The organism is Marinitoga sp. 1135, assembly GCF_013363245.1.
GTDB lineage: Bacteria > Thermotogota > Thermotogae > Petrotogales > Petrotogaceae > Marinitoga > Marinitoga piezophila.
Window position 1 is genome coordinate 37,495 of record NZ_LBEZ01000012.1, and the last position, 13,677, is coordinate 51,171.

Annotated in this window: 12 protein-coding genes; all 12 read left to right on the forward strand. The window is 24.0% G+C overall.

The window, feature by feature from the left end; all coding sequences use genetic code 11:
* The first annotated feature begins 1 nt into the window (after position 1).
* The 12 genes from XO10_RS06150 to XO10_RS06205 all read left to right on the forward strand — a co-directional run bounded on the left by XO10_RS06150 (position 2) and on the right by XO10_RS06205 (position 13,675).
* The gene (locus XO10_RS06150; RefSeq protein ID WP_175421274.1) at positions 2 to 1,135 is read left to right on the forward strand and encodes a glycosyltransferase; all 1,134 of its coding nucleotides are present in this window, start codon (positions 2 to 4) and stop codon (positions 1,133 to 1,135) included.
* The gene (locus XO10_RS06155; protein ID WP_175421275.1) at positions 1,132 to 2,403 is read left to right on the forward strand and encodes an O-antigen ligase; all 1,272 of its coding nucleotides are present in this window, start codon (positions 1,132 to 1,134) and stop codon (positions 2,401 to 2,403) included. The genes XO10_RS06150 and XO10_RS06155 overlap by 4 nt, the downstream gene beginning before the upstream one ends.
* Entirely contained in the window at positions 2,393 to 4,201 is a 1,809-nt protein-coding gene (locus tag XO10_RS06160; RefSeq protein WP_175421276.1) for a Wzz/FepE/Etk N-terminal domain-containing protein, read from the forward strand. Before XO10_RS06155 ends, XO10_RS06160 begins: the two co-directional genes overlap by 11 nt.
* 2 nt (positions 4,202 to 4,203) lie before the next feature.
* On the forward strand, positions 4,204 to 5,238 hold the full coding sequence (locus tag XO10_RS06165; RefSeq protein WP_175421277.1) for a glycosyltransferase family A protein: 1,035 nt from the start codon (positions 4,204 to 4,206) through the stop codon (positions 5,236 to 5,238).
* Positions 5,174 to 6,049, forward strand: a complete 876-nt coding sequence (rfbA, locus tag XO10_RS06170; protein ID WP_175421278.1) for a glucose-1-phosphate thymidylyltransferase RfbA — start codon at positions 5,174 to 5,176, stop codon at positions 6,047 to 6,049. Before XO10_RS06165 ends, rfbA begins: the two co-directional genes overlap by 65 nt.
* Positions 6,046 to 6,618 carry a dTDP-4-dehydrorhamnose 3,5-epimerase gene (gene rfbC / locus XO10_RS06175; RefSeq protein ID WP_175421279.1) on the forward strand — a complete coding sequence of 191 codons (573 nt, stop codon included), beginning with the start codon at positions 6,046 to 6,048 and terminating at the stop codon, positions 6,616 to 6,618. The genes rfbA and rfbC overlap by 4 nt, the downstream gene beginning before the upstream one ends.
* Positions 6,619 to 6,626: 8 nt before the next feature.
* Positions 6,627 to 7,481 carry a dTDP-4-dehydrorhamnose reductase gene (gene rfbD, locus XO10_RS06180; RefSeq protein ID WP_175421280.1) on the forward strand — a complete coding sequence of 285 codons (855 nt, stop codon included), beginning with the start codon at positions 6,627 to 6,629 and terminating at the stop codon, positions 7,479 to 7,481.
* 2 nt (positions 7,482 to 7,483) lie between these two features.
* On the forward strand, positions 7,484 to 8,548 hold the full coding sequence (rfbB, locus tag XO10_RS06185) for a dTDP-glucose 4,6-dehydratase (protein WP_175421281.1): 1,065 nt from the start codon (positions 7,484 to 7,486) through the stop codon (positions 8,546 to 8,548).
* Positions 8,541 to 9,287: a CDP-alcohol phosphatidyltransferase family protein gene (locus XO10_RS06190; RefSeq protein ID WP_175421282.1), complete on the forward strand. Its 747-nt coding sequence runs from the start codon at positions 8,541 to 8,543 to the stop codon at positions 9,285 to 9,287. Before rfbB ends, XO10_RS06190 begins: the two co-directional genes overlap by 8 nt.
* 23 nt (positions 9,288 to 9,310) lie before the next feature.
* The gene (locus tag XO10_RS06195) at positions 9,311 to 11,128 is read left to right on the forward strand and encodes an aminotransferase class I/II-fold pyridoxal phosphate-dependent enzyme (RefSeq protein WP_175421283.1); all 1,818 of its coding nucleotides are present in this window, start codon (positions 9,311 to 9,313) and stop codon (positions 11,126 to 11,128) included.
* Between the two features lie 16 nt (positions 11,129 to 11,144).
* Complete coding sequence (locus XO10_RS06200) at positions 11,145 to 12,563, forward strand: oligosaccharide flippase family protein (RefSeq protein WP_175421284.1); 1,419 nt, start codon at positions 11,145 to 11,147, stop codon at positions 12,561 to 12,563.
* Positions 12,564 to 12,763: 200 nt separating this feature from the next.
* Positions 12,764 to 13,675 carry a glycosyltransferase gene (locus tag XO10_RS06205; RefSeq protein ID WP_175421285.1) on the forward strand — a complete coding sequence of 304 codons (912 nt, stop codon included), beginning with the start codon at positions 12,764 to 12,766 and terminating at the stop codon, positions 13,673 to 13,675.
* The last annotated feature ends 2 nt before the right edge of the window (positions 13,676 to 13,677 follow it).

Here is a 13,677-nt window from a genome sequence, read left to right on the forward strand (position 1 = left end):
AATGAAAAAAATTTTGATCTTAGATCATGCATATTGGTATGGTGGAGCAGAAAAGGTTCTTGTTGAATTTTTAAAAGGATATGATAGAAATAAATATGATATAACTGTTGGTGTAACATGTGAAAGTGAATTCACTAAAAGATTAAAAGAAATTAATGTAAAATATAAAGTTTTTCCTTTAAGTAAAGAGATACTTGATATTAGCAGGTCTAAATTATCTATGAAAATACTTTCAAATTTTAGTGAGTATAGAAAAATGGTAAAAAATATAGAAAAATTTACTAAAGAAGAAAAAATAGATTTAATTTTTACAAATTCTATGAAAGCTCATATTTACGGTGGTCAAATTTCAAAAAAAACTGGAGTTAAAGCAATCGCGAGAGTTCATGATGATATTAATAATGATTTTATAAAACCTTTAAAACTACTTTTAAAAAATGTTTTTAATAATAATTTTTGTCATATTTCGTGTGTTTCTAATTCGGTAAGAAAAACTCTCATAGACATTGGTGTTCATTCTGAAAAATTATCCGTTTTATATAACGGTATTACTTTTGGAAAACCTGAAAAAAATATCGATTTTTATAGAAGTTTATATAATATATCTGAAAATGATTTTATTATAGGAACCGTTGGCTGGATTCAGCCACGAAAGAATCAATTATTAATTTTAAAAGGATTATACCCTATTTTAAAAAATAATATTAAACTAATGATTGTTGGGGGGGTTACAGAACCTAACAAAAATTATTACGAGAAAATTATTGAATATATTAAATCAAAGGATTTAGAAAATAATGTAATTTTAGTAGGCCATACAACTGATGTAATTGGTCATTATGATATTATGAATGTTTTAATTCATTATCCTGAATCTGATCCGTTACCTACAGTATTAATTGAAGGTATTAAAGCAGGAAAAACAGTTGTTGCAAGGAATATAAGTGGAATACCAGAGATTTTAAATCATCATAATGGATATCTTGTTAATTCAATTGACGAAGCTAAAGATATTATTTTTAATATATATAAATATCCTGAAAAATATAAATTAAACGTAGATATGGAAGATTTTGAAAAAATTTTTTCTTATGAGAATTATATAAAAGGGATAGAGGAGTTATTTGAAAAATGATTTTTAATTTAAAAGATATTATACTTTTGAGTTTTAATATTGCTTTTCTTTTTTCGTTTTTCAATATTGTTCCTGCATATCCTATCTTTGTTGTTTTGGGTATAACTTTTTTAATGTTATATGTATATATTCCCGAAAAATTAGAATTTTCAAGAACAAATAAATTCTTTTTTGTTCTCGGTTTTTTTTATTTATTTAGCGCTATGATTAGTGGTGTAAAACCTATCGGATTTTTTTCATACAAAAATTTCAGATACGATAGTAATTTTTATATTACTTATATGCCGCTTTTTTTGCCTTTTTTAAATGAACATTTTAAATCTGGCATTAATTATAAAAGATTACTAATAAAAATTTATAGTTTTATTAGTTTTATAACCTTACTTTTGACTTTATCTTTTTTATTAAAACATCCCATTGGAGGTGTTGAAGAAGATACAGGAATATATCATTATTTATTTAAGGCACATAACGCAGCTGGTGGATATTATTTAATGATTTCTTTATTTGGTTTGTTTTTGTTTTTTGAAAAAAAGTCGTTTTTTTATGGTTTTCTTTTTGTTTCTAATGCTGCGGCTCTATATTTTACCAAATCTCGTGGTTCTTTATTGGCTTTTTTGTGGGTAATGGGACTGTTAATAATCGACTTTTTATTTAAAAATAAAAAACTTAAAAAAGCTTATTATATTTTAACAATAATTGGTTCTATTTTGATTATAGGTGGAGCTTATTATTTATCAAAAGAACATGGAGTTTATAATTTACAACCTACTAATGCCGAGGTTTTCGATTTAAATAATCCTAACCGAACTGCTAATATTTCAGACAGGCTTTTTGTACTTTGGCCAAGAGCTATAGATGATTTTTTAAGAAGTCCTTTATTTGGTATTGGATTTACACGTTATAATGATTTGCCTTATCGTTTCATAGGAATTGAACATGTTTTTATGATTAATACATCAACGGTTCTTTTCTCAGATGCACATGCACATAATTCTTTTTTACATATACTAGCTGAAACAGGAATAATAGGTTTTATTTTTTTAATCTTATTATTAAAAGAGCTGTTTTTTATTGCAAAAAAAATACCTGATAAATTCTTTTCTCAATATGTTTATTATTCAATATTTGCTATAATTATTTCTGGACTTACAGAACATAGAATATACACTCCTGCTCAGGTTATGCCTTTTACTATTATTTTAGAAATAATCATTTATATATATTATAATCAAATTTATGTGGAGGATGAAATAAATGAGAAATGAAATTACTTTAAGAGATATTCTTAATACATTAAAAAGACGGTTTTATATAATAATAATTGTTTTTGTTTTGGTTTTTTGGGGAATTATGTATATTTATAACTTTTCCCCAAAATGGTACCTATCCTATATGGAAATTGAATTAAATTTAAATCAAAATAATTCTTCAAATCAAATTGAATCTCTTTTTAATTTCGGTAGTTCTAACACCGAATTAAAAGCAGAAATTGAAAAAATGAAAACCGATGAAATTCTAAGAAATATTGTTAGAGATTTTAATTTAGTCGAATTGAAAAACAAATCACGTCATATTATAGATAGATTACGTGGAAAAATTTATTATGAAAGAGATTTAATAGAGATTCTTAGAAATCAATTGAAAATAGAACCTGTTGAAGGAACAAACATTTTGAAAGTTTCTATACAAAAATCTTCCCCTGAAGATGCAAAAATGCTCATTGATGCCTGGTTTAAATATTATAAATTATATAGAGAAAATTATCAAAAAAAGGTTAATGCTGAAAAACTTGAATATTTAAATCCTATTCTGAAAAAAGTTGAAAATGATTTAGATGAAATTTCCAAAAAAGTTTTAGATTTTGAATTAAAAAATAAAATTACAGAAAATAATCCTTTAATGGATAAGTATTATGAAATAGTGAAAGAATTATATCAGTATGAAGAAGAAAAAAATACTTTAGATATTAAAGTTAAAAACTTTGAAAATGTGTATTTGAATATCGATCCTCAAATGAAAGAAATTTATCTTACAGAAAAAAATCAGCAAATTAAAAACATAAAATTAGAATTAGAAAATACACAATACGAATATGAAACTGTTAAAATTTTATCTCCAAATTCACCAAAAATTATTGAATTAAAAACAAAGATAGATGTGTTAAAAACTCAGTTAGAAAAAAAGCTAAATGTAATTATAAACAATAAGGATATTTATCTTAGTTCTATATCTTCTGATTTATTAAGTCAATACAAAGAATTAAAATATTCCTATGAAGTATTGGATACAAGATATCAAATGCTAAAGAATCTTGAAAAAGAATTGAGTAAAAAAATTATAGATCAATCTCCTGTTATGTATGAATATTTAAAACTAAAGAAAGAACAAAAGGTTTTAGAAGAAAAATATGAAATAATTAAAAATACGATAGAACAAATTACTATTAATAATTTATTGAATGCCAACAAAATAAAGGTTATTAATTCTTCATTTACGCCAACAAGAGCTATTTTTCCATCTTTTAAAATGGTTTTTATTGGTGGATTTTTGCTTGCATTTTTTATAGGATCCATTGTTGCTTTAAGATTTGAATTAAATGATAATAAAATTTACTCATTAAAGGATTTTGAATATAATTTTAAAACTCCTGAGGTCGTAATAAATAGTAAAAAAAATATACATGATATTTCTAAGTATATTTATGGATTAAATAAAAATAATATTTTGATTTTAAACACGATAACTAAAAAAGATATACTTGAAAAAATCGAAAATATGTTGCATGAAGAACTTAAAAATTTGGACTATAACTTTATTTCTATTTCTGAACTTACCATACCAAAAATTAAAAAATTAGAAACCGAATTAAAATCTAATAATAATATTATTTTTTTACAAAATTTCGATAAAAATGATTTTGCTATTTTAAATAGTATTTTTGATCATATTATATTTATAATTGCCGAAAAATTTTCGGATATAAATATTTTATTATCTATTCCTAAAAAGGATATCATTTTTATAAAAAAGAATATTATTAAAAATTTAAAACGAGGTAATTAAACATGAAAATTTCCACTATAATAACTTATTACAATGGGGATATAAATTTCTTTATACAATTACTAGAATCTATAAATTTAGCTTCACAAAAAGTTAGGAATTTTATTCATGATTTTTATCATGAAATTATTATTATTAATGATTCTAACAATATACACACAAAAGAAAAAATTAATACAATATTTAAAAAAAGAAATTTTCATGTTGATGAAATCAAGATTATCACTAATGAAGAAAATTTTGGAATTATAAGAAGTCGTATGATAGGAATTGAAAACACCAATGATACAGATTTATTTCATATAATTGATCAAGATGATTTTATCGATGAAAATTTCTATGTTAATTCAATTACTCTATTAGAAAAATATCCAAAAGTAGATGTTATTGTTTCTAATAAGACACTTTTTATTACTGAAAAAAATAATTATATAAAATCTGAGTTGATAAAAGGAATTGATAATAAACTTTTAAATAGATACAATTCTAAAATTTTAAAAAAATATTTGTATGGTGGAAATATGATTACTTCTATAGGAAATTATATATTTAAAGGATATCTAAAAGAAAAAATTGTATATTTTTACAAATCCGTTCCACAAATAATTTCAGGTTCTGATGAATATATATTATCTTTATATTTGTTAGGTAATAATTGTAATTTCTTATTTTCTAATGATTTATTACTATACTATAGATTACATAATTCTAATACATCAAAAATTTTAGGAAATAAATTTTATGACAAGGATTTAAATGGAATTCACTTTTTATATAAATCAAATATAATAACATTCTCTCAGTATAAAATTTCTAGCAATATTATAAATTTAATTGCTATACTACATGATGAAAAAACTTCTTTATTCAAAAAAATCCTTTATTCAATAAAAAACATTTATTTGTTTATCATTCGCTTATATTACAGTAAAATATTGTGGAGAAAAAAGTTTTTAAAAAGGAGTCAAAACCATGAAATCAATAATCCTATCAGGAGGAAGCGGAACAAGACTATATCCAATAACCAAAGCTGTTAGTAAACAATTATTGCCGGTATATGATAAACCAATGATATACTATCCACTATCAACAGTAATGCTTGCTGGAATAAGAGAAATATTGATAATAACAAATCCTGAATATATTGAATTATATAAAAGGTTATTTGGTGATGGATCACAACTAGGATTAAGAATTGAATACAAAATCCAGGAAAAACCAAGAGGATTAGCAGATGCTTTTCTAGTAGGTGAAGAATTCATTGACGGCGATAAATGTATGCTAACCCTTGGGGATAATATATTCTATGGCCAGGGATTTAGCGCAATGCTAAAAAGGGCAGGTTCATTAGAAAAAGGAGCGGTAATCTTTGGATATTATGTAAAAGATCCAAGAAGTTATGGAGTAGTGGAATTTGATGAAAATGGAAAAGTAATAAGTTTAGAAGAAAAGCCTGAGAAACCAAAAAGCAATTATGCAATACCAGGATTATATTTCTATGATGAAAGAGTAGTAGAATTTGCCAAACAATTAAAACCATCAAAAAGAGGAGAATTAGAAATAACAGATTTAAATAGAATGTATTTAGAATTAAGCGAGCTACAAGTAGAATTATTTGGTCGTGGGTTTGCATGGCTTGATATGGGAACATATGATGGTTTAATAAATGCTTCAAATTTCGTAGAGACAATACAAAAAAGGCAAGGATTCTATATTGGATGTATAGAAGAAGTAGCATATAGAATGGGTTATATAGATAGGGAACAATTATACAGGCTTGGAAAAGAATTAGAAAAAACAGAATATGGAAGATACTTAATGGAAATAGCAGATGGAGTGAGAGAATGAGCAAATTCAAAAAAATAGAAACAGGAATAGAAGGATTATATATAATAGAACCTACTGTATTTGGTGATCATAGAGGTTGGTTCATGGAAAGTTATTCATATGAAGAATTCAAAAAAATAGGAATAGATATAGTTTTTGTTCAGGATAATCACTCATACACAGCAAACAAAGGAACAATAAGAGGAATCCATTTTCAAAACAATCCAAAAGCACAGACAAAATTAATAAGATGTACAAAAGGAAAAATATTAGATGTAGTAGTGGACTTAAGAAAAAACTCACCAACATACAAAAAATGGATAGCAGTAGAATTAACAGAAGAAAACAAAAAAATGCTATTAATTCCAAAAGGATTTGGACATGGATTTTTAACATTAACAGATAATGTAGAAGTACAATACAAAGTAGATGAATACTATTCAAAAGAACACGATAGAAGTATAATATATAACGATCCAGAAATAAATATAAACTGGGAATTAGAAAAATATGGAATAACAGAACCAATACTATCAGAAAAAGACAAAAATGCACCATTATTAAAAGATAGCGATATAAACTTTGAATAGGTGATAAAATGAAAATATTAATAACCGGAGCAAATGGACAATTAGGACAGGAATTTCAAAAATTATTTGAAAAAGAAAATATAGAATATATACCAACTGACCATAATGAATTAGATATAACAAATCTAAAAAAAATAAGAGAATTTGTGAAAGATAAAAAGATAACCCATATAATAAACTGTGCAGCATATAATCTCGTAGATAAAGCAGAAGAAGATTGGAAAACGGCATACAATGTGAATGGATTAGCAGTAAGAAATCTATCAATAGTAGCAAATGAAATAAATGCAGAAATAATACATTACTCAACAGATTATGTATTTGATGGAAAAAAAACAAAACCATATACAATATATGATACTCCTAATCCTTTAAACAAATATGGTGAAAGTAAAGTATTAGGAGAAAGGTTTATACAAGATATAGCAAATAAATATTATCTAATAAGAGTAAGCTGGGTATTTGGAATAGGAAACAATAACTTTGCAAAAAAAGTAATACAATGGTCAAAACAAAATGAAATATTAAAAATAGCAGATGATGAAATAAGCGCACCAACATATGCAGTTGATTTAGCCTATGCAACATATAAGCTAATAAAAGAAAAAGCATATGGACTATATCACATTACAAATGGAAAAGCATCAAGATATGAATGGGCGGAATATATATTAAAACAAATAAACTGGAATGGAAGATTAGAAAGAGCAAGTAAAGATGATTTTAATTTACCAGCAAAAAGACCTGGATATTCAGTACTTGATAACAATGGACTAAAAGAAACAATAAACCATGAAATGCCAGAATGGCAAAATGCAACAGACAGATTTCTAAAAGAATTAAAAGAAACGGGGGAAATATAACAATGAACATATTAGTAACAGGAGTAGCAGGATTCATAGGAAGCAATTTTGTATATTATTATCTTGAAAAATACAAAGACAGAAAAATAATAGGATTAGATAAACTAACATATGCAGGAAACTTAGAAAACCTTGAAAAACTAACCCAGGAACAAAAAGAAAGGTTTATATTCATAAAAGGGGATATAAACAACACAGAACTATTAGAATACATATTTGAAACATATAAAATAGAAGGAATAATAAACTTTGCAGCAGAAAGTCATGTAGACAGATCAATACATGATCCACAAATATTCTTAAAAACAAATGTACTTGGAACCCAAACACTATTAAACGTAGCAAAAAAATACTGGCAAAAAGACACACAAAAATTCAAAGAAGGAGTAAAATTCTTACAGGTATCAACAGATGAAGTATATGGATCATTAGGACCAACGGGATACTTCACAGAAAAAACACCATTAGATCCACACAGTCCATACTCAGCAAGCAAAGCATCAGCTGATCTAATAGTAAAAGCATACCATGACACATACAAAATGCCAATAAACATAACAAGATGTTCAAACAACTATGGACCATATCAATTCCCGGAAAAACTAATACCGTTAATGATAAACAATGCATTAAATCATAAAGAATTACCAGTATATGGAGATGGAAAACAAATAAGGGATTGGTTATACGTAACAGATCATTGTAGAGCAATAGATTTAGTATTTGAAAAAGGAAAAAACGGAGAAGTATACAACATAGGTGGTCATAACGAAAAAGAAAACATATATATAGTAAAAAAAATAATAGAAATACTCAGAGAAAAAACAGGAGATAAACAAATAAACGAAAACCTCATAACTCACGTAAAAGACAGACTTGGACATGATAGAAGATATGGAATAGATCCAACAAAAATAAAAGAAGAATTAGGATGGGAACCAGAAATAATGTTTGATGAAGGAATAGAAAAAACAATAGAATGGTATTTAAACAATAAAGAATGGATGGAAAGAGTTATTTCTGGTGAATATTTGGAGTTTTATAGGAGGAATTATTATAATGAATAATGAAGATAGAGAAATAATTAAACAATTAAAAGAAGCAAAAAATTACAAACAAATAAAAATTGAATTTTTAAGTGCTTATTTAATTTCTGAAAGAATTTCACCGTATTTTTCAGTTTACTTTATAAAGAAAAATATAATTCCAAATAAAATAACTATTTACATGATTCTTAGTGGTTTAATTGGTGCTTTTTTATTTGCTTTACCATTTTTATGGTCTAAAATACTGGGAGCTATTTTTATTCATTTGTGGTTTATTTTAGACTGTTCCGATGGAGAAGTTGCAAGATATACAAAAACTTTTTCAAAATATGGAAAAGAATTGGATTATATAGCTCATGTTATTAATCATCCGATATTTATATTGTCATTTTTTTTATCATTAAATCAACTACAAAGATATAATCCTTTTTACCTTTCTATTATTTTAAGCACTAGTATTGTTTTAGATTTAATAAATAGAAATGTAACTACGTTAAATTATATAATCGATTTAAAAGAGAGTAAAAAAGCATCCAAAACTAATATTAAACAAAATAAAATAAAAAACATAATTTGGTTTTTCATAAATATTTTTTTGATTTATCCAAATATTGTTTTATTTGGCGTTTTTTTATATTTTATAGATTATTTTTTTCACTCTAATTTATTATATTTTTATTTTATATTAAATGTATTAGTTACATCATTAATTCAAATTAGGGCAATATATAAAATAATTAAAAAGTTCTATTTTAGTTGATAAATTAAAACTGAGGTGAAAAAATGCAAGCTATTATATTAGCAGCCGGAATGGGAAAAAGATTAAAAGAATTAACTAAAGACAATACAAAATGTATGGTAAAAGTTAATGGAATTACTTTAATTGAACGTATGCTTAAACAATTAGACAAATTAAATTTATCTAGAATAATTATTGTAATTGGATATAAAGGAGAAAAACTTAAAAATTTTATTAATACTTTAAAAATTAAAACACCAATTACTTATATTGAAAATACTGTATATTATAAAACTAATAATATTTATTCTTTATATTTAGCAAAAGATTATCTAGCAAACGAAGATACTATATTATTAGAATCAGACATTATTTTTGAAGATAAAGTAATTGAAAGAGTTGTTAAGGATAGAAATGAGACTTTAGCTGTTGTATCTAAATTTGAGAGTTGGATGGACGGAACTGTTGTTACATTAGATGAAGATAATAATATTGTTGAATTCTTAGGGAAAAAACATTTTCTTTTTTCTCAAATTGAAACATACTATAAAACCGTTAATATATATAAATTTAGTAAAAGTTTTTCAAATAATAGATATATTCCTTTTTTAGATGCATATTGTAAAGTAATGGGGCATAATGAATATTATGAAGATGTTTTAAAAGTTATATCCTTACTGGATGGGCCAAAAATTAAAGCTATGATTCTAAATAATGAAACATGGTATGAAATAGATGATGTTCAAGATTTAGATATAGCTGAATCTTTATTTGCAGAAAAAGAAAAAAAATTAGAAAAATTTCATAAAAGATATGGCGGATATTGGAGATACCCTAAATTAATAGATTTCTGCTATTTAGTAAATCCATATTATCCAAATGAAAAATTGATCCACGAAATACAAGCAAATTTTAAAAATTTATTAATAAATTATCCTTCTGGTTTAGATGTAAATAATTTGTTAGTGTCCAAATATTTTAATATTAACAAGGAAAATATAGTTATTGGAAATGGTGCTGCTGAATTAATTAAATCTCTTTTAAATAATATTTCCGGAAAACTCGGAATAATTAGACCTACTTTCGACGAATATGCTAATAGATATAATTACAATAATTTAATTGAATATATTCCTGAAAATGAAGATTTTAAGTATACTGCTGAAGATATAAAAAAATTTTTTGACGATAAAACTATTTCTAATTTGCTAATCATTAACCCTGATAATCCATCAGGAAATTATATTCCAAAAGAAAAAATGTTAAATTTAATAAAATGGAGTAAAGAAAAAAATATAAATATAATATTAGACGAATCTTTTATAGATTTTATTGAATCAGAAGAAAATGGATCTTTGTTAGAAAATGATTTATTAAAAAATAATACTAATCTTATAATTATAAAAAGTATTTCTAAAAGCTTTGGTGTTCCAGGATTAAGATTGGGAATACTTGCTACATATAATTCTGAATTAATAGAAAAAATTAAAAAAGAATTGCCTATATGGAATATAAATTCATTTGCAGAATTTTATTTACAAATTATCGAAAAATATAATGATGATTATAATAAAGCTATAAAAAAGTTTAAATTAGCAAGAAGTAAAATGTATGAACAATTATCTAAAATAGACAATTTACGTGTAATTCCTTCTGAAGCAAATTATTTTATGTGCGAGCTTTTAAATTTTAACGCACAGAAACTGGCAGAAATCCTTTTGAATGACTATAATATATTAATAAAAGTTTTGAATAGCAAAAAGGGTATAAAGGGTGAATTTATACGAGTTGCTATTAGAACGGAAAAAGAAAATGAAATATTAATAAATGCTATTAAAGATATAATGCTTAATAAAAAATAAGTTGGTGGTGTTGTATGTGTCTTTAGTAAAAAAAGCTTCCAAAACTTTTTTATGGACTATTTTAGGAAATTTGATAGGTTTTGGAATGCAGCTTTATATTGCAAAAATTCTAGGTGCAACTGAATATGGTAAAGCAAATGTTATATTCGGTATCACTGGTATGTATGTTGTTTTTTTTAATTTTGGATTGCCCTGGTTAATTGTAAGAGAAATATCTGTATCTGATACAAAAAAATCTGATAAAATATTATCTGAGTATATAATTTTATATTGGATTCTTGATATATTATTTTTCCCCCTTATTTACTACATAACAAAATATTCTTTAATAAAATCAAATATGTTTTCATCCATAAATATATTTTATGTTATTGTTTTATTTCTTTTAATGCAAATATCAGACATTATATTTAATTACTATGTCGGAAAAAGAAAACAAAATATCAGTTCGTTTATAAAAAGTTTTTTAATTAAAATTATATTTATGGTATCTTTTTTTCTTATTTATATTTTTATCTATGATTATAAAGCTTTAGTTATATCCCAAATATTATCTTTGATAATTCCTACAATAATACTTATAAAAAAGTTTTCTTTTCCTTATAAATTAAATTTTTTTCATATAATAAAAAATTCTTGGCAATATTATTTATTAACAGTAACTTATTCCCTTTATACAAATATCTCTAAAGTTCTACAAAAAATTTATTCAACTAATGAAATGGTTGGATATTTATCTTTAGGTATAATGTTAGGTACTTTAGGAGATATTTTGGGAAGCGTTTTAGCAAATATAGCTATACCTGAATTCGCAAGTTATTCTAAAAATAAAGATTATGAAAAAATAAAAATTTTATTCCAAAAAATTTCAAGATATAATACTTATATAATATTACCTATAGTTATTTTTACATTATTTAATTTAAAAAGATTAATTTCATTTTTAGGAAAAGACTATGAAAAAGGGTTTTTAATAATTTCTATTATTGTAATATCTAAATTTTTTGATTCTTTTGTTGGACCAAATGGAACACTATTAAACATGAGTGGACATCAAAAATTTGAAATTTTTAATGGTTTAACAATGATATTTGTAGGAATTACTACAGGTATTATTTTAGGAAATAAATTTGAATGGGGAATTGCTGCTTCTATTGCTTTATCTGCTATTATCGTTAATGTTCTAAAATTTATAGAAGTTGGGATAATATTTAAAATATATCCTTATACTAAATATACACTTTTTTATATTCTGATAAATTCTTTTTTATATTCATTAGTTTTCTATCTTACCAAAGGCTTATCTTCAATATTATTTTGGATAATAATTAATGGTATAATTACAATTATTGCAATAATTTTCTTTTTCGTATTTTCCCCAATAAAAGAAGACAAAAATTTTATAATAAGTTATATTCAAAAACTTTTATCTTAAAATTTATATAATGTAAATAATATTTGAATATATTAAATCATTTTATAATAAAAAAAGATATAACGCTATAAATTACCTCACTTTCTGGAAAAAGAAGTGTATTTGAATTGTTATTTTTTAGTTAAACTCAGGCTGTCCACTAATTTGGGGTAAGTGCAGTTTTTTAAATAATCTGTATAATAAAGTTAGGGTGAATTAAATTGAAAAAGGATTATGAGATTTCTGTTGTCATATTAAATTATAAACAAAAGAACTTAACTAAAAAAGCTGCTTTAAATTTATTAACCCAAAAAGGTATTAATTTATCTATAATTATTGTTGATAATAATTCACTTGATGGTTCTTATGAATACTTACATAAAACATTTGAAAATTATGATAACATAAAAGTTATTTATAATAATGAAAATTCTGGTTATGCCCAAGGTAATAATTTTGGAGTAAAAAAAGCTATAGAATTATTTAATCCTAAATATATAGGTATAATGAATCCTGATGTGCTTTTGCCTAAAGAGAATACATTAAATACCGTTATAAATTTTTTAAATAATAATAGTGATGTTTCTGCAGCTACTGGTTTTATGTTTGAAATGGGGAAAAATTTAAATTTATATAATTTTGCATGGAAATGCCCTGATAAATTTGACGATATAATTATGAATATTCCTATACTTTACAGATTTTTTAATCCTGTTAAATACAAAAAATTAAATGTTGGAAAGAGTGGAGAGCTTTTTGTTGATGTAATACCAGGCTCTTTTTTTGTTATTAGAACTCAAGATTTTGTCAAAGTAAATATGTTTGATGAAGAAACTTTTCTATATGGTGAAGAGAGAATATTAGGAAGAAAAATTAAAAATCAAGGAAAAAAAATATGTGTATTGCCTTACATATATTATTATCATAATCATCCATACAAAAAAGAAGGTCTTAAAAAGAAAATTAAAAGTTATATGATTCTATACAAATCACGATATTATTATAATAAAAAATATAATACACTACCTAATTTTGTTATTCTACCACTATTACATATTTCTTTTTTATTTGGAATCATAGATTTTACTTTAGAACAATTATTACTAAAAATTATATTAAAATTTAGGGGTTGAAA